The sequence below is a fragment of the Levilactobacillus wangkuiensis genome (assembly GCF_016861605.1).
GTDB lineage: Bacteria > Bacillota > Bacilli > Lactobacillales > Lactobacillaceae > Levilactobacillus > Levilactobacillus wangkuiensis.
Genome location: NZ_BOLM01000004.1, coordinates 188,367 through 204,692 on the forward strand (window position 1 = coordinate 188,367; position 16,326 = coordinate 204,692).

The following is a 16,326-nucleotide window of genomic DNA, read 5'->3' on the forward strand; positions in this document are numbered from 1 at the left end:
ATTCTATCATCTTGAGAGGCCACTCTGACGGCCATCCCGTGTTTCCCTAGCGATTTAGCTAATTGTGGGCAGCAAAAAAAGTGGTCAACTTTCATCGTCGACCACCCGTCTAAAATCAGCTAACTTAATGAACCGCATCCCGCAGTGTCAGGCCACTATAGTCTTCCATCTCCGCCGTCGTCGGGTAGCCGCCCAGCTTCATGACTTTCTCGCCCACGATGGTCACGGGCAAGACTTCAATCCCGTAGTCCGCAATCAACTTGGCAACCTGCTTTTCTCGCACGAACGCCTGTGGATTCTGGGCTAAATTCCGCCGCAAGACCCGAACGTTATCGCTGTGATTGATCAACTTGGTCTGCGCAGTCAGCCGAATTAAGTCCGGATTGACGCTAGGGCCACAAACCCCTGTCGGACAGCAAAGCGCTTCTTCATAGATATTGATTTTTTTCATTTCGCTTATCTCCTAACTTTTCACTGGTTGGAGTCGCTGCGTTTCAAAATTGGCTTGCACACCAACCACCGCAAAGTGGTCAGCCGCGGCCGTGGCAACCCGGTCGATCCAGGGTTGCTCATTTTGGGCCCGGACTTGGAGAAACGGGCTCAATTGACCGTTGGTTCCGAGCAAGCTCTGATTGACGACCCACCACGTGTGGGCAATCTTCGCGCGGTCTAGGTCCCGTTGTAGCCGGAGTGTTTCGTACACCGGTGTGGCTTCTGGCAAGGTCACCATGATGGTTTCCGTCTGCTTCGGGTCCTGTAGCCGCGGCAACAACCGCGTGACTGCGGCGGGAACGGCCCCGGTCGTGCGTTTGACCTCGGCCGCATAGCTCTCCGTCGATGACAACAGGAGCAGTGTGTGCCCGGTTGGCGCGGTGTCGATGACCAGCACGTCGCTGTCGTCTTCGTCCACAATTTTGGCAAAGGCCTCGAACGTTGCGATTTCTTGGGTACATGGCGACTTCAAGTCTTCCATCACGTAGTCGACGTCCTCACTGCCCATGTCCTGTTTGGCTTGGGCAATCACGGTTTCCTGGTAGTCCTTGAGCACCTGTTGCTCATCGATGTGGCTGACCTGAATGGCCGGGTCTAACTGAAACCAGCTCAGGTGATCCGCGGGGTCGGTCGTGGTCAAATGCACGCGTTTGCCTTGGCGGGCCAGCTGTTGGGCCACCTGAACGGCGATGGTCGTTTTACCCACGCCGCCCTTACCCATGGTGAAAATGATGCGCTGATTCTGTAGCGCTTGCACAACGCGGTCCAGTCCCGGATAATCGGTTGCCGGTGGCGCTTCCTGGGTCAATTTTGGCTGTTCATCCGCCAGTAACTGACGCAATTGGGGCACGCCACTTACGTTGTAGGCGCGCAGGGGCACCTGCCAAGCAACGGGTAAAATATTAAACGGAATCGCTGCCAGGTCGGCCTGTTGTTGCTGATAAAGCTCTGGCGCCGCGGCCTGCTGGTCGGCGGGCAAGACGCCATTGATCACCAGTTGGTGATGCGTGATGCCCAGTTTGGCCAGCTCCGTGACCGTTCGACTGGCCTCCTGAAGCGTCGCCCGTTGTGGCCGCGCCACTAGGATCAGCGTCGTCTGTTGCCCATCCGCCAACACCTGGGTGGCCTGGTGGTAGCGTTCCTTCTCCTCGCCTAGCCCGGACAATTGGCCCAGGCAACTCGTGCCCAATTTATTCTCGTCGAGGTACTGGCTCCAAGCGGCGGGCAGCTGCAGCATTCGCAACGTGTGGCCGGTCGGCGCGGTATCAAAGAACACGTAATCATAGGTTTCGTTAACGGTTTGATTCGTCAACATATTCGCAAACTCATTGAAGGCGGCCACCTCGACCGTGCAGGACCCGGAGAGCTGTTCGGCCATGTTGGTCAGTGCCGCTTCCGGTAAGACATTCCGGTACGGACCAATCACGCTTTCTCGGTACGCCGCGGCGGCTTCGGTCGGATTGAAGTTGGCCACGTCCAGGTTGGGCACGGTCGCCACCGGCTGAAGATGATTGGTCAGCTCACCGGGGAAGATGTCCTGGAGATTACTGGCGGGATCGGTACTGATCAGGGCCACGCGTTTGCCCTGGTCTGCCAACTGAACGGCGGAGCTGGCCGCAATCGTGGTCTTGCCGACGCCCCCCTTGCCCGTGAAAAAGAGGTACTTGGTTAAATCAAGTTGATTTTGAACGTTTACCATGGCACTCACCCTTCCTTAGTCGTTGCCGGTTCCAGTTCACAAACGCAGCGCTGGTCGCTGGACAGAAGCGTCGTGGTCTGTTGGAAAAAGGCCGCCGCAAAATCTTCGCTGAGCGTGTAATGCTTCCATTTACCTTCTTTGTAACTGGTCACGATGCCCGCATCCGCTAGTACCCGCATGTGGTGTGACAGGGTCGGTTGGGTAAAGTCGAAGTGGTCCAAAATGTCACACGCACAGAGCGTGCCCTGCGACAATAACCCGATAATTTTCAAGCGATTCTCGTCGGCCATCGCCTTTAGCGCGGCCACGTAAGCTGCATCATCCATTTGCTCGCCTCCCTATTCGTGCGTCTAAATGTTAAAAATTGCTGGTCGTAGTCATCCCGTTCCCGACGGTGGGCTCAAGTTGGCCTGCTATGGGGACCGGCTCCAGCCTGAGGAGCGGTCTGGGGCCTTGCCTTGAAATCTCGCTGAGGTTCACGAGTTTCCAAGGTCATCCCGCGCTCTAGGCTGAGAAAGGACCTCAGCCAATACCGCCGACATAGCTGGCCAACTTGGCCCACCTTTGGTCACTGACATAAACCGGTAATTTCTACATCAAGTCACTGAATATTTAATATCTATGTTAGTTCAAAACTCATATTGACGTTTGTCTATATGATTATGATAACGCTTTCATAAGAACTCGACAAGGACTCACCCTCGCTATCTTACAAACTGTCCTCTAACCCGTCAGAAACCAAAAACACCCGCGCCGACAAAACAATCGGTAGCGGGTGCTCACACATTTATCTTTAGGTTAGCTGACCATTGTCATCAGCCGAAACGTGCTTACTAATAAAATCTAGCAAACGGAAGGTCAACGCCTCAGTCTCAACGGATTCATCGTGGTCGAGGATTTCTTGGGGCGTCTGCTGCAAGACGGATCCCGCCGCGTAATCGCCGTCGTTGACCACCATTTCGCGCACATTGTTGGGCTGCGGTTCGATGTGAAACTGTAGACCAATCACGTTGTCGCCTAGCAAGAATCCCTGATTTCGCAGATGCTGACTGGAGAATAACAGCTGGGCGCCCTGGGGAATCTCAAACATCTCCTCGTGCCAGTGTAAGACTTCCAGGCTGGCGGGAATCCCCGCAATCGCCGTGCTCTGCCGCGTGACCGGGGCCCAGCCCACTTCCTTAGCCGGGGCCTTTTTAACCGGGTAACCCAGCAATTTCGTAATCTGTTGGGCACCGAAACACACGCCGAAGATTGGCTTGTGCGCGGCTAACAGTTCTTGGATCAATGCGCGTTCTGCCTTGATCCACGGTTGATTGTCGTTAGGACTCATCGGTCCGCCTAGAATCACCAGCAGATCCGTTTCCGCCGCGGTCGGTAATTTGCCATACGTGGCCGGATGATAAGTATAAAGTTCATGACGGTTGGCGTTGGCCCAACTCGTAATGGCGCCGGGGCCCTCGTCGACCGCATGCTGTAACACGTTGATACGCATGAAAATCCCTCCTATAGTTGTCCTAACACTAGACACAGGATTGATTGGTCAGACCTTGACGCCCCGCTAGTTCTTGCAGTTAAACATTCATGGGATAGTAAACTTCGTTGCTAAAGTACCGTGGTCCCCGTTGCTTGGCGAGCTGCTTCGTCCGGTAGTAGTGTGCGCTGGTCCAGATGCCGGCACCGCCAGCCTGACTCAGGACGCTGATTTTTTTGCCATGATAGGTCTTGGTCATCACTTTGTAGTAATCGCCATCCCCCATGATCTGATTCCAGCCACGAACGTTGATCCATTGGGCTTGGTGCGCGGTTTTGTTTGTGACCGTACTCCAGGAATAGTGTTTCTTAAATTTCTTCGCGCTTAACTTGTGATGGTGAATGTGCGCCACGTACTTGGCCGCCTGCCCATCGTAATACGTCAGGCCAGAGATTCGCTTGGTACTAAACGTCAGCGTGTCCATCTTGCCATGTTCATAGTGGTACCACGTATGCCGGTAACGTTGCGGCACCGCTTTCAAAGTTGTCTTAGTTTTCGCCTGCGCCGCCACCGGTGTCCCCAGTGACACGCCCCCGACAGCCAACAGCGTGACGGCGGTCGCAACCGCCAGCATCATCTTTTTCATGTGTAAATCCTCCCCGAATAAGAGTGGGTCTGGCCCGTCTCTATGCCCTTAATTATACGCTTCTGGGCGGTTTTTCAAGCGATAAAATCTGGTGAAATTGAATTTGTAACAATTGAAGCGTGGGTGGGCCACTGAACATCATTTAGTCCTTCAAATCAGCATTTCTACAAGTAATTGACTACCGGTTGCAAACGTCGCCACTTTCGACTAATCTAAGTCGTAATCAATCCACTAATTAAGGAGTGACTCCATGGAAAACTTACTCATTCTACGGGCGGTAAATGCCGGGACCCGGCACACCGTCAAAATGGCCGACCTCCGTGACTGGCTCACGACCGCTGGCTTGCAACACGTGCAGACCTATCGCAATAGCGGCAATGCCTTCTTCACGAGTGCCCGCTCACGAGCCGACTGTTCTCAGTTGGTGGCCGATACGTTAGCGACACACTTAGACTTCACGCAACCCTTTGGCCTCTTCACCCGCGATGAGCTTCTTAGCACCTGCGCTCAAGCACCCGCGTGGTGGGACGGTCACAGCAATCGCCAGCACATGCTGCTATTCAAATTGACCACCTATGTCCCCGACCAGGACGCCTGGCTGATGAACCAGCTGACGCCCGTTGACCACGTCGTCTGCACACCGCAATTTATTTTCTGGACCGTCGACGGTCAACGTGGCTTTCAACGGTCCTTCTATCGTCAACTGATTGGGACGCCATTTTACCAGCAGACCAGTACCCGTAGCTATTCGACCGTTAAATATTTCATTCACTACTTTACCAAATGACCATGCTATAATAAAAACGACTTTAACGTTTAGAAAGGACTGACCCCATGGACTACCTACTCCTCCTGCGTGGCATCAACGTTGGTGGCAAGCACCGCGTGCCAATGGCGGACCTGCGTGATTACCTGACGGCCGCTGGCTTTACCCACGTGCGCTCATATATCAATAGCGGCAACCTGTTGGTCACTAGCGACCGGCCGCAAGTCGACTGCGAAATGGCTATCCAGCACGTGCTCACCAGTCATTTTGACTTTCCCCTACCGTTTCGCCTGTTAGCCCAGCCAGAATTTCTCATCGACCTCGCCCAAGCACCCGCGTGGTGGGGCGCTGACGACCAGCTTCGGCACAACGCGCTTTTCAAGCTAAATGACTACGCCAGTGCCAATGACGCCTGGCTGGTCGACCACGTCACCGCGGACTACGACCAGGTGCTGGTCACGCCCAACGTGATTTTCTGGACGTCGACGCTCAAGCGCCACTTTAGCCGCTCCTTCTATTCAAAAATTATGGGCACACCGCTTTACCAGCAGACCAGTACCCGCAACTACAACACGACCATGAAACTCAAACAACTTTTGGAGGCTTCCCATGATTAGACCCGTTGTTCACGACCAAACCCGTTTAGCACAAAAGAGCCGGCCCGCCACTAAGGCCGACGCCGCAACCGTTACCGACTTACTCGACACCCTCAAGGCCAACAGCGAAAACTGCGTGGGGATGGCCGCCAACATGATTGGCGTTAACCTGCGGATCATCGTGGTCGACATGGGCATTCTGCCCGTCGCCATGATCAATCCGGTCATCACCAAGCAGGCTGGTCCCTTTCAAACCAGTGAGGGGTGCCTCTCGCTGACCGGCGAACGGCCAACAAAACGGTTTAAGACAATTGAAGTTGACTTCCTTAATCAGGCCTACCAGAAACAGCACCAGACCTTCACCGGTTTCGTGGCGCAAATTATTCAACACGAAGTCGATCATTGTAACGGTATTATTATCTAAAAACCTAATTGACCGTAAAAAAATAACCCGGAGAAATCAGTGACGATTTCTCTGGGTTATTTCTTTTTGGCCGTTAACTTTAGCCAGCCCCAACCAATCAAGGCCAGGTTAAAGATCATAATCAAGGCCCATAGCCACAGGTAATCGCTGATGAGTGCCGGCACCTGAGCGTGCCACAGCGCCAAGGTCATGCCAACAATCAGGACGGCATTGATTACCAGACCAATGCGCTTGGCCTGCCGCTGTTTCGCAAAGGCCGTCGCCGCAATAATCAGGAGCATCATCGCCACCATGACAACATTGGCCTCGCCCCAGTCAAAGTCGACGCCAAAACTACTCATGGTGGATGGCTGAAGCGAAATAATCAGAAGAAACATCAAGCTCCCCACCGCATTTAACAGGGGGACACAGCCGTAGAGTCTTTGCATGATTGTCACCCTTCCGTTGTGATTGCCTCGACTGTAACGGAGTTTGAACGGAAAGTAAACCAATTCGCTGGGGGTAGGTTGTTTGGGATTACAAACAGAGTGCGGAGCTAGCCGTTTAGGTTCTGAGCATTAGGGAGACCTGGGGCTTCTGTTCGACAACGTCGGGCAGGAGTCACAGGTCTTTCTAAGCGCAAGGACCTGGCTAGCGTAGCACGTTTCAGAAACTGCCAGACTTGGGATTGAAAATGCGGGCGCTTAGCTGGTGAGCATTAACGTCACTAAGTGAATGACCCCGGGCTTGGGTCGTTTGCTTAGTGGGGTTAAGCACAACCAGCTGCCCACGGACGCACGTTTCAGAGGCTGTCGGACTTGGGATTGAAAATGCGGGAGACCAACTGCACTTGAGCATTAGGGAGACCTGGGGCTTCTGTTCGACAACGTTGGGCAGGAGTCGCAGGTCTTTCTAAGCGCAGGGACCTGGCTAGCGTAGCACGTTTCGGAAGCCGCCAGACTCAGGATTGAAAATGCGGGCGCTTAGCTGGCGAGCATTAACGTCACTAAGTGAATGACCCCGGGTCTGGGTCGTTTGCTTAGTGGGGTTAAGCGCAACCAGCTGCCCACGGACGCACGTTTCAGAAGCTGCCGGACTTGGGATTGCGAATTCGAGAGACTCTTTCAACAATCGTATTTTCCACTCATTCCCAACAAAAAAGGAACCCAGAAGTCTCCCTCCAGGTTCCATCAAACTAAGCTAAAAATTCTTTCAACTTCGTACCTAACGTTGGAAAAATCAGAATCTGCTTCTGCTGGAAATCCTTGGCAGTCAAGCCCAAGCCGATGACGCTCACCAACTGGTTCATGTCGTCCGTGGCCGTTTGACTGACCTCGGCCGCGCCCACTAGTCGTTGGTCGTGGTCAAAGACCCCAATCAGTTCGGCGTCTTGATCATTGGTCCCCGCATAGGCAAAGTCTGGGGACAAGCCCATTTTCTTCAAATGGTATCGGCTATCTGCGGTCGCTTCGGCCACTGGAACCCCGACTTGTGCCACTTGTGGAAAGGTAAAGGACCCCGTGCCCGTGACCGGGTAGTGGATGGGTTCGTCGTCAGTCGCGGTTAAATAGGCACCCTCGAACTGGGCAACCGGCGTGAGCTTCGGCGCAACTACGGGTGACTTAGCCACCACATCGCCGGCTGCGTAAATGCCAGCCACGTTGGTTGCCAAATGGTCATCCACGATGATGCCCTGCCGATTGGTCTCGACACCCGCCGCTGCCAGATTTAATTTAGCAATGTTCGGACGACGCCCGGTCGCGTCAATCACGTAGTCGGCCGAGTAGCTGTCGCCTTCCGCGGTCGTTACGCTAAAGTCCGTTCCGGTCTGCGTCACTGCGTTAACGGATTGGCCAAAGTGGAATTTAATCCCCCGCGCCTGCATTTGCTTGACCACCACGTTCACGTGTGGTTGGTAGAACGCGCCTAAAGCATGGGGTGCGTGCTCAACGATTTCCACGCTGGCACCCGCTGCGCTCAGCACCGTGGCCAATTCCATGCTAACGTAACCCCCACCAATGAAGAGGACGCGCTGCGGCAACTCGGCCAGGTCCAACACATCATTGCTGTTGTGGGTGAGTTCCTTACCCGGAATCGGTAATTGATTAGCCGTTACCCCAGTCGCAATCACGATTTTATCCGCCGTAAATTGTTCATCGTTGACTGCCACGGTGTGGGCATCGACAAAGCTGGCCGTACCCTGACGCGTGGAGACCGTTTCCGAATCAAACGCCGCCTGTGCATTCGCTGGGTATGGCGCAAAGGTAGCCTTCTTCGTTGCCATCAGTGTGGGCCAATCGATTTTAGCCGCCGTCTGAATGCCTCGTTGCTGAAGCTGTTGGGAGATCAGGACGGACCGCACGGCACCCTCTAGGAAAATCTTGGGTTCGCAACCGTAATTGGGGCAGGTCCCGCCAAACAAGTCGTTATCCACAATCAGCACGGTCTGAGAACTGTGGGCTTCCTTCAACGCGGTCACGAGACCGTACGCAGCTGGGCCACTACCTAAAACAATATAATCAAATTTTTGAGTCATCTAAGCACCTAACGCTTTCTTCAATTCTGCAGCAAACAACGGCTTGGGCCGAGCACCCACCAGGCGATTGATCACCTGGCCATCCTTCTTGATCAGGAAAGTTGGAATCCCCTGAACGTTGAATCGACTGGCAGTTTCCTGGTCATGGTCCACATTGATCGACGTGAAGGTCACCCGTTCACCAAATTCTTCGCTGGTCGACAAGCTTTTCAAAATTGGGTCCATCATCTTACAAGGTGGACACCAGTCGGCCCGGAAGTCGACAACGGTGACGCCGGTATTGGTTTCATTTTCAAAATTATCATCGTGGATTTCTTTAATCATATTAAGTTCCTCCTGGTTATATACCCCAATAGGCATTCATCTATTAATTAGCCAGCGTTCTAATCATTAATTTCATCATCAAGGCTTCTAAAACGTTGGTTAATTAACAACGAGACTCAATATACCCCCTTAGGTATATTTTAGCAAGCTTTTTTGCTTACTTTTTATAAAACGGAACGCAAAAACAGCGCTAGCACGCGAATGCTGGCGCTGAATTATTTTTTTACTGACACAACTGATCAATCCAATCAAACAACTCGGGTAGGTCATAATCCCCGCTGTGCGGCGTGGCCCACGGCATGGCGAAATCGACGTCATACCCCCGGTTACGAAGCTTCGTCGCCAGAATCATCGGAATGGCAAACGAGGTATCCCGGTCAGCGGCGCCGTGGCGAATCCGCCAGTGCGGGGCGACCTGCGACTGTTTCTTCAATAGATAGGTCAACGGATTAACCGCAGCTACCAGGTCGGCATCGGCCAACTGCGCCGGCACCGTCGTGTGCTGTTGGGCAAACGCCGTGAAGTGGCGGGCAGGCGTCAAGCGACTGCCGAAGAGGTCATTTTCAGGATTGTTCACCGCCAACGCGTCAAAGGCGGGCACGCTCTTCATTCGGGTAATGGCGCGCAGGTACTGGGGCCAGTCGATCCGTGTGACCGTGTGGCCTTTGACGATGGCGCCGGCATACTTGGTCACATCTTGCCCGGCATCTAATGCGCGCTGAGCGGAGGCCGTCAGCACGTGAATGATTTGCGTTTTAAAGCTGCCCTCACCTGCTGCGTCTAATGTCAGTGGGTTTCCCACCTGATCCGTCAACGCCAAACGATTCAGATACGCCGGAAAGGCCGCACTTAACTCCGGCGATAGGCGTTGCTCGTTGGGGGTCAGCTGGCCGTGAACCGGCGTACAAATTTTCCGACCGGCTTCGACCCGAACTCTCTGACGGTGCCATTGATTGATCCCCTTAAATTGCCATTCGTAGGCGGCATCGGCGTGCTCCAGGTTGTGAATCGGGCAGTAGGCCGAGACGGCAAAGATGTCGTCGGTTGCGGGAGCGGCGCCCAACTCCTGTAGGCGTGTTTCAAAGAAATCGGCGTTGCCACTAGCGCCCATCAACGCTGACGTGGCGCCGCCCGCGCTGGTGCCGTTGGTGATGATACGTTCGGGGTTGCCCGGTAACCAACCGGCATTGAATTTCACGTAACGCACGGCGGCCTTCATGTCCACAATAAATGCTGGGGCCTTCCCTGTATTCTGGCCTTGGCCATCGGTCGACGTGCGGCCGCGCAAGCCCGCTGAAACCACGACGTAGCCCCGTTGTAAGGCCTGCACAATCGTGTCACCGCGGCTAAAGGCATCCGGATTCCCCGGAAAATCACGCGGCCCGGGTAAATAGCCCCCCACGGTATTTGGCATAAAAATTGGCGCCGTCACCCGCTGATAGCCGTTGACCGTGCCACCATGGAAGTAGGCCTCCGGCACAAACACGTTCAGCTGTTGAATCGGGTCGACCGGCATCCTCACGTAATTAATATCCATGAACGCCCGGTAGGCCACCTTTTCGGCACCAATCGTCGCTGTCGCCGATTGGCCCTGAGTCTCATCGAATCGCAAACCTGTTGGCATCCTCATTCCTCCATTTCAAGTCATCTTCGTTGGCTCTACTTTAGTGGAAATGCCGGTCGGACGCAATTCATTTGCCGAAACACGTGGTTAATTACGCGGCAGATTCTGATTTTGCGTTTGAATCAAGGTGATGAGTTGCCACCGCTCCGTGGGCAACGGCGGCCGCGCGGGACTATCTTCGGGGCGACACACCTTGGTCGGCCAGCTGAGTTGATAGTCCAGGGAGAGCTCGCTGAACAGATTCAGCTGATGGCCCCGATAGCCTTTGACATAACTGTTCACTCGACCATTAAAGTGGATTACATCGCCCCGTTCGAGCTGACCCAAGCGTTGGAAGCCCTTGGTCAGGTTGAACCAGAGATGGTCCGTCAATAATTGCTCGGTCGGAATCAACCGCACCTGCCGCAGTAAAATTGTCGGCTCCTCCCCCTTGTACCCCGACTTGATGCCGTACCGCTCAAAAATCCCCTTGAATGGGTGTCGCTCCATGTTCCCTAACTCTGCCAACTTCTGGCGCTGACTCGGCCGTGCCTTCATGGCTGTCGCCCCCTTTTAGGTTAACTCCGTAATTAATCGCCAAATGTTTTTTTGAATTAAAGATAGTTTGGTCGCACCCTTTACCAACCCAGCGACGTTCACCAGCCGTTGGCGCTGTAATCCCGCAACGCTTGCACCTCCCCGCAACCTATTTGTGAAATTAGCGAGCCATATCCGTTGTTGTAAGCGCTATCATCAGGTAGAATGACTAAAGGAATTTCACAAGTACATACGACCCGAAACCATTATTTAGTTCAATGAAAGCGAGCGATAACTATGCAGAATTTGTCCCGTCACATTTCGTTTCCCCGCCTCCTGATTTTGGGTGCGTCCAGCGTCATCGGCAGTAGCTGGATCTATACCAATGGGATTTTCTTCGATAAGTACGGCGCCGGGGGCGAAATCTTCGGCTTCATGCTGGCCACGTTCATCACCGTGCTGGCCTCACTGTCCTTTGCGGAGCTCTCCTCCATCTTTCCGCGGAGTGGCGGACCCGTGGTGTACAGCTACCTGGCCTTTGGCAAACGCTGGGGGTTCGCGACCGGTTGGGCAATTCTGGGCGCCTATTTGAGCGCGCTCTCCTTCTACGTGACGGCGTCGAGCATGTTACTGGCGACGCTGGTGCCGAAAATTTCGACGGGACCGGGCTACACGATTGCCGGGGCCCACGTTTCGTTGATGGAACTGGCGATTGGGGTGGCGTTCACCCTCTTCATTTTCGCGTTAAATATCCGCGGCACCAAGCTGACAGCGGGCGTCCAGGCGGTCCTGTTCATTGGCCTGGTGATTTTGGGTGGCGCGCTGGTCGTCACCGGCTTTACGCAAGGGAGTCCGAAAAACTTCTGGCCGGCCTTCGCTACTGGGAGTGATCCGCTGGCCAACGTGGTGCGGTTCGTCCTGCCAGCCATGACCTTTTTGACCGGGTGGGAGGTCGTGACCATTCTGGCTGAGGAAGCGGCAATGCCGCCGCGGAAAATTGGGAAGGCCGTGGTCGGCGCCATCCTGCTAGCGGCCAGCTACTACATCATCGTGTTGCTGGCCAGCGCGTGGGTCTACCCGTGGCAAAAGACGGCGACCTTCAGCATGGGCTCCATCACGGCATTTACCGAAGCAGGCTTCCCGCTGTTGGGAACGGCGGCCTACCTGATTGCCTTTCTGGGCCTGCTGACCAGTTTCATCGGCCTGTTCACGGCGGCACCTCGGTTGATTTTGTCGTTGGCGCGAGCAGGCCTGTTGCCACCCAAGTTTGCCGAAATTAATGAAAAACACAATACGCCGGTCAACGCGACGGTGTTGGTTCTGGTCTTTGCGGTCGGCTTCGGCTGGCTGGGTAAGGGCGCGATGACCTACTTCCTAGACCTCGGTGGCTTCTTCGTGGCCATGGCCTGGGCAATCACGGCGGTCGCCCTCTGGCGGATTCGCCGGACTTACCCGACGATCAATGGTGGTTTCCGGCTGAAACGCCTATGGCCCAGCCTGCTGGGTGGCCTGTTGGCGGTCACGATTGCGGTAGCGACCCTCTATCCCAAATCACCAGTCGCGCTGGCCTGGCCGACAGAATACATCATGCTGGCGGTCTGGATTGGCCTGGGCCTACTGTTCTACGCGCTCGGCCGCAAGGAACACCAGCCCAAGGATCAGGCGCTCCACCATCTGTTGGGCGAAAAAGAATTTCAACGTTTGAAGGATTTGAAAAAATAGCCAAAAAAGACGGCCACCTCGCTATGGGGTGACCGTCTTCACGTTCAATTTACTTGTCCTGATCCTGTTTCAATAGCTTTAGCAAATCGCGATCCCGCTGCGCCACAATTTCAGCGCCGGCATCCCCGTCCCAGTCAAAGAACCCGTGGCCGGTCTTGAGACCGAGGTCATGGTCGGCCACCTTTTTCGCCAACGCGGGGTCTTCGCCCTGCGTCGCGCCGAGGTCAGCGTAGAGGTACTTGCTGATGTTGTCGAAGATATCTAGGCCACCCAGGTCGGCGCTGGCAACGGGCCCGACTAGGCTCCAGCGACGGCCCAGGCTGTACTTGATAATATCATCGACGGCCGCGGGTGAGGCGATGCCGGCGTCGATGATGTGCAGGGCTTCCCGCATGACGGCCAGCTGGATGCGGTTGCCGACAAAGCCTAGTGACTCGCGCTTCAGGCTAACGGCGTGCTTGTCAATGTGGTTCATCAGCGCCGCCGTCAGGTCGACCGTAGCTTGGTCGGTCTGCTTGCCGGGCACGACTTCAACCAACGGCATCAACTGTGCGGGGTTCCAGAAGTGGGCCACGACAAAGCGGTTCGGGTGCTGCAGGACCGACTGAATGGCGGTCGGACTGAGTCCAGACGTGTTGGTCGCCAGAATGGTCCCCTCGCTGACCAGGGACTCAACGCGTTGCCAGACCTGCTTCTTGACGTCGAGGTCCTCGATGATGGATTCAATTACGAAATCGGTGTCGGCCAGGGCAGCGGCGTAGTCTGTCGTGGGCGTGATGCGGTCCAGGATGGTCGCGTCGTCTTCGTGTAGTAGACCGGCCTCACGGAAGGTGGCAAGGTCATGCTTGATGGCGGTCAATCCCTGTTCAAGCGCGGTATCACTGGTGTCCAGCAAGCGAACGGGATACCCCTTCATGGCAAATTGTAGCGCCGTGGCGTGCCCCATGGTCCCCGCGCCGATGTTAGTAATGATCTTGATATCTTCTAGATTCATTTGAAACGCCTCCAAATAAGTTGTTAGTTGGTTTGCGTTCTCTTTCTGCTCTCTGGGTTTAGTTTAGCATGGATTGGACTACTCATCGTCAATTGCATCAAAAATAACGGAATGAACTAACGCAGCGGTACTCTCAATTCTGCGCTTCATCGTCGACTCATTGTAATCGGTGTTTAAATACGGTTTGACTTTGTTTGCCAATTCAAGCTTGTCGTCTAACGAGAGTGCAACCGTTCTTTTCTTAGGATTATCGAGGAAAAACTTGAAGATAATCCGGAAAGGCTGATGTTGCAATAGCAGCCCAATCAACGACAGTTTCCCTTCATTCGTATCTAGTTCCCGTAATAACTTCCGCCCACTATGATTAATGACATAAGTGTTTTTCACCTTTGTACATAGCCCCAAATACCAAACTAAATTACCGTAGTAGTCTCCTTGGCGTTCTGCGTAGCCAAAGACACTAGCAATATCTTGTTTGTGTAAGCCTTGACTATCAATATCATCATCGTGATAAGCATCATTTAGTAGACTGAGCGTCTTGACCAACTTAATGTACGAATTGGCTTGTGGGAAGACAATTTCAACAGGTTCAGTAACAACTTTGCTGGTCTTATAAATATCAACAACTTTTTTCTCAGTAATTGGTGAATTATCCAAGAATCTAAACGACCTCTGCCTAACCATCTGAATGGTCGAGTAGTTATGGGGATCGGTAAACTCGTACTCATTAAAGTAGTAATTTCCACCAAGTAAGGATAAGAACGCCGGACGTACAGGCTTTGTGACTCCTCGGTGATGAATCACATAATAAGGATAGTAGAGCTGGCGAACTAAGAAATCGGCTTCTGGTACAGCTTTGGCTTCAATAATAACAATTGACTGATTGTTCTCAAAGGTTGCGTCAATCTCAATTTGCGCACCGTTCACAGTTAATTTCTGTGGCCGATCAACCCCAATATTAAACTCCATCGGACCAGACCCCATCCGTCCATGCAGTACGGGCAAGAACTGGCTACCACCATCATCCAATGCCTTGTTTAGCATTCCGCTGGAGAAGGCCGCGTCAATATAGGTATTCTCTGATGGAATGGTATCCGGCGAAATGGTCTGAATATCTGGAAAGCGAATCAGCTCTGGCTGTTTAGTCTCATCAATCGCCAAATTGGCATAAGCATTGAATCTTCCCAAGCGATACGTATAAATCCCATCAACATACCCTAACGGCATAATGTTGATGTAATGTTTAATATCCTGTACACCTGCTTTAAACGGTGTTGGTAAGCTGTAAGAACGGTCAAACTTAGCCAGGTTACGGACATCTGGACCATTTATCTGGTTACTAAAATCCTTTAGTTCTGGAGCAGTGATATCAAAATACCCTTTTTCATCAACGGACTCTGTAATTTCATTACCAATCGTATCGAATATCCTTTGCCACACATCATTTTTATTTGCTTTATTCGTTCCACGTGCCATATAAACTCCCTTTCATCTTCAGATCTTTAACTTTCTATACAGTATAATCCAAAAATCACAGTGAGATAGTTATTTCGTAACACATACATACTAAATTACAACGGAAACTAATTGTTGGGTTTTATATGGTAAGTGTATACTATACTGAAGATAAGGAGATGGAAGATTATGAAAACTGGAGGAACAGGTGGTGCACACACCAATCAGACAGGTTTGAAATTTGAAAAGCAAACTGACCTTGCCTTCCGAATTAACAAGGAACTTAGCAATAAATATTTCTTAAAGCCCCACATCTTTAAAAATAATAATAAAAATAAATCCAAATTACTAAGCTTTGATCTTTACCGAATCAATGGCACAAAACGAATTGGCATCATTTCAAAAAAGAAACAATTTTACAATGTCTTGTCTGAAACTTATGGAATTGAAAATAAAGATCATAAAAACTGGGAACCGGATGAAGCCTTCTTCAACGAAGAAAGAAACACTGTTTTCATAGTCGAGAAGAAATGGCAATCACACACAGGGTCAGCTGATGAAAAAGTTTTAGGCTTTGTAAACAAACGTAGAATCTATCAAAGTATGCTCAATAATTATATAAAAAATGGCGAACCTAAACCAAGCGTTGAATTTTCAGCGCTCTTCAATTCTTCCTGGTGGTTACACGGGGCAAAAAAGGCAAACGTCAACATTTCAAATGAGCAAAGATATCAAGACTACTTTGATAGTTTACGAAGCGATGGTATCAAAATATTTTTCGATAACTACGATTATTGGTGGTTTGGCCTATAAACCATATTTAAACATGCTAAGCTCTAGACCACCAGTTATTCAAATTATACCGGCAATGTATATAAACATATCTCTTACTCAAATTAGTGCCAAAAAGCATGTCTTTCAAAGTCATGCTTTTTTTGGTAAAATAAAATTCAAACATACGTTCTCACGACACCATTCACTCGACACCTTATACTTATTCTTAATATCTAAAATAAATATTCTGAGGTGGCTCGTGAGACAACCATTCTATCAAAATAGCCTAATTCGCTTATACCAAGGTG

General features: G+C 52.2%; 17 protein-coding genes. 5 read left to right on the forward strand and 12 right to left on the reverse strand.

Annotated features, from left to right (window positions below; translation table 11 throughout):
- Positions 1-124 precede the first annotated feature (124 nt).
- The 5 genes from arsD to JUF13_RS04405 form a co-directional block, all read right to left on the reverse strand.
- Positions 125-451, reverse strand: a complete 327-nt coding sequence (gene arsD, locus JUF13_RS04385) for an arsenite efflux transporter metallochaperone ArsD (RefSeq protein ID WP_203637944.1) — start codon at positions 449-451, stop codon at positions 125-127.
- 12 nt (positions 452-463) lie between these two features.
- Complete coding sequence (gene arsA, locus JUF13_RS04390; RefSeq protein WP_203637945.1) at positions 464-2,191, reverse strand: arsenical pump-driving ATPase; 1,728 nt, start codon at positions 2,189-2,191, stop codon at positions 464-466.
- A gap of 5 nt (positions 2,192-2,196) precedes the next feature.
- Entirely contained in the window at positions 2,197-2,517 is a 321-nt protein-coding gene (locus JUF13_RS04395) for an ArsR/SmtB family transcription factor (protein ID WP_203637946.1), read from the reverse strand.
- Between the two features lie 467 nt (positions 2,518-2,984).
- Positions 2,985-3,683 (reverse strand): type 1 glutamine amidotransferase, encoded by a 699-nt coding sequence (locus JUF13_RS04400; RefSeq protein ID WP_203637947.1) that lies wholly within the window; start codon positions 3,681-3,683, stop codon positions 2,985-2,987.
- 79 nt (positions 3,684-3,762) lie between these two features.
- Entirely contained in the window at positions 3,763-4,308 is a 546-nt protein-coding gene (locus JUF13_RS04405) for a hypothetical protein (RefSeq protein WP_203637948.1), read from the reverse strand.
- Between the two features lie 250 nt (positions 4,309-4,558).
- Between JUF13_RS04405 and JUF13_RS04410 the strand changes: the two genes are divergently transcribed.
- From JUF13_RS04410 to JUF13_RS04420, 3 genes are read left to right on the forward strand one after another with little or no spacing between them, the layout of a single operon-like run.
- Positions 4,559-5,095, forward strand: coding sequence for a DUF1697 domain-containing protein (locus JUF13_RS04410; RefSeq protein ID WP_203637949.1), 537 nt, complete (start codon positions 4,559-4,561; stop codon positions 5,093-5,095).
- A 47-nt stretch (positions 5,096-5,142) separates the two neighbouring features.
- Entirely contained in the window at positions 5,143-5,691 is a 549-nt protein-coding gene (locus JUF13_RS04415; RefSeq protein WP_203637950.1) for a DUF1697 domain-containing protein, read from the forward strand.
- Positions 5,684-6,094, forward strand: coding sequence for a peptide deformylase (locus JUF13_RS04420; RefSeq protein ID WP_125763566.1), 411 nt, complete (start codon positions 5,684-5,686; stop codon positions 6,092-6,094). Before JUF13_RS04415 ends, JUF13_RS04420 begins: the two co-directional genes overlap by 8 nt.
- A 56-nt stretch (positions 6,095-6,150) precedes the next feature.
- On the opposite strand, the gene JUF13_RS04425 is transcribed toward JUF13_RS04420, so the two are convergent.
- The 5 genes from JUF13_RS04425 to JUF13_RS04445 form a co-directional block, all read right to left on the reverse strand.
- Entirely contained in the window at positions 6,151-6,522 is a 372-nt protein-coding gene (locus tag JUF13_RS04425) for a hypothetical protein (protein WP_203637952.1), read from the reverse strand.
- A 746-nt stretch (positions 6,523-7,268) separates the two neighbouring features.
- A complete protein-coding gene (locus tag JUF13_RS04430) occupies positions 7,269-8,609 on the reverse strand; it encodes a dihydrolipoyl dehydrogenase family protein (RefSeq protein ID WP_203637953.1) in 1,341 nt (446 codons plus the stop codon).
- The gene (locus JUF13_RS04435; protein WP_203637954.1) at positions 8,610-8,933 is read right to left on the reverse strand and encodes a thioredoxin family protein; all 324 of its coding nucleotides are present in this window, start codon (positions 8,931-8,933) and stop codon (positions 8,610-8,612) included.
- A 223-nt stretch (positions 8,934-9,156) separates the two neighbouring features.
- Positions 9,157-10,557 carry a subtype B tannase gene (locus JUF13_RS04440; RefSeq protein ID WP_225893663.1) on the reverse strand — a complete coding sequence of 467 codons (1,401 nt, stop codon included), beginning with the start codon at positions 10,555-10,557 and terminating at the stop codon, positions 9,157-9,159.
- Between the two features lie 87 nt (positions 10,558-10,644).
- Positions 10,645-11,094 carry a hypothetical protein gene (locus tag JUF13_RS04445; RefSeq protein WP_203637955.1) on the reverse strand — a complete coding sequence of 150 codons (450 nt, stop codon included), beginning with the start codon at positions 11,092-11,094 and terminating at the stop codon, positions 10,645-10,647.
- A 276-nt stretch (positions 11,095-11,370) separates the two neighbouring features.
- Here JUF13_RS04445 and JUF13_RS04450 point away from each other — a divergent pair, with 276 nt between their 5' ends.
- Positions 11,371-12,795, forward strand: coding sequence for an APC family permease (locus JUF13_RS04450; protein ID WP_203637956.1), 1,425 nt, complete (start codon positions 11,371-11,373; stop codon positions 12,793-12,795).
- 49 nt (positions 12,796-12,844) lie between these two features.
- Here the strand turns inward: JUF13_RS04450 and JUF13_RS04455 are convergent, their stop codons facing one another.
- The gene (locus JUF13_RS04455) at positions 12,845-13,789 is read right to left on the reverse strand and encodes a 3-hydroxyacyl-CoA dehydrogenase family protein (protein WP_203637957.1); all 945 of its coding nucleotides are present in this window, start codon (positions 13,787-13,789) and stop codon (positions 12,845-12,847) included.
- A 78-nt stretch (positions 13,790-13,867) separates the two neighbouring features.
- Positions 13,868-15,265, reverse strand: a complete 1,398-nt coding sequence (locus JUF13_RS04460) for a type II restriction enzyme (protein ID WP_203637958.1) — start codon at positions 15,263-15,265, stop codon at positions 13,868-13,870.
- A 168-nt stretch (positions 15,266-15,433) separates the two neighbouring features.
- Between JUF13_RS04460 and JUF13_RS04465 the strand changes: the two genes are divergently transcribed.
- The gene (locus tag JUF13_RS04465; RefSeq protein ID WP_203637960.1) at positions 15,434-16,057 is read left to right on the forward strand and encodes a hypothetical protein; all 624 of its coding nucleotides are present in this window, start codon (positions 15,434-15,436) and stop codon (positions 16,055-16,057) included.
- The last annotated feature ends 269 nt before the right edge of the window (positions 16,058-16,326 follow it).

Bases quoted from the DNA above. Each gene is read 5' to 3' on its own strand.
- arsD (WP_203637944.1), bottom strand. From the start codon at position 451: ATGAAAAAAATCAATATCTATGAAGAAGCGCTTTGCTGTCCGACAGGG.
- arsA (WP_203637945.1), bottom strand. From the start codon at position 2,191: ATGGTAAACGTTCAAAATCAACTTGATTTAACCAAGTACCTCTTTTTC.
- JUF13_RS04395 (WP_203637946.1), bottom strand. From the start codon at position 2,517: ATGGATGATGCAGCTTACGTGGCCGCGCTAAAGGCGATGGCCGACGAG.
- JUF13_RS04400 (WP_203637947.1), bottom strand. From the start codon at position 3,683: ATGCGTATCAACGTGTTACAGCATGCGGTCGACGAGGGCCCCGGCGCC.
- JUF13_RS04405 (WP_203637948.1), bottom strand. From the start codon at position 4,308: ATGAAAAAGATGATGCTGGCGGTTGCGACCGCCGTCACGCTGTTGGCT.
- JUF13_RS04410 (WP_203637949.1), top strand. From the start codon at position 4,559: ATGGAAAACTTACTCATTCTACGGGCGGTAAATGCCGGGACCCGGCAC.
- JUF13_RS04415 (WP_203637950.1), top strand. From the start codon at position 5,143: ATGGACTACCTACTCCTCCTGCGTGGCATCAACGTTGGTGGCAAGCAC.
- JUF13_RS04420 (WP_125763566.1), top strand. From the start codon at position 5,684: ATGATTAGACCCGTTGTTCACGACCAAACCCGTTTAGCACAAAAGAGC.
- JUF13_RS04425 (WP_203637952.1), bottom strand. From the start codon at position 6,522: ATGCAAAGACTCTACGGCTGTGTCCCCCTGTTAAATGCGGTGGGGAGC.
- JUF13_RS04430 (WP_203637953.1), bottom strand. From the start codon at position 8,609: ATGACTCAAAAATTTGATTATATTGTTTTAGGTAGTGGCCCAGCTGCG.
- JUF13_RS04435 (WP_203637954.1), bottom strand. From the start codon at position 8,933: ATGATTAAAGAAATCCACGATGATAATTTTGAAAATGAAACCAATACC.
- JUF13_RS04440 (WP_225893663.1), bottom strand. From the start codon at position 10,557: ATGCCAACAGGTTTGCGATTCGATGAGACTCAGGGCCAATCGGCGACA.
- JUF13_RS04445 (WP_203637955.1), bottom strand. From the start codon at position 11,094: ATGAAGGCACGGCCGAGTCAGCGCCAGAAGTTGGCAGAGTTAGGGAAC.
- JUF13_RS04450 (WP_203637956.1), top strand. From the start codon at position 11,371: ATGCAGAATTTGTCCCGTCACATTTCGTTTCCCCGCCTCCTGATTTTG.
- JUF13_RS04455 (WP_203637957.1), bottom strand. From the start codon at position 13,789: ATGAATCTAGAAGATATCAAGATCATTACTAACATCGGCGCGGGGACC.
- JUF13_RS04460 (WP_203637958.1), bottom strand. From the start codon at position 15,265: ATGGCACGTGGAACGAATAAAGCAAATAAAAATGATGTGTGGCAAAGG.
- JUF13_RS04465 (WP_203637960.1), top strand. From the start codon at position 15,434: ATGAAAACTGGAGGAACAGGTGGTGCACACACCAATCAGACAGGTTTG.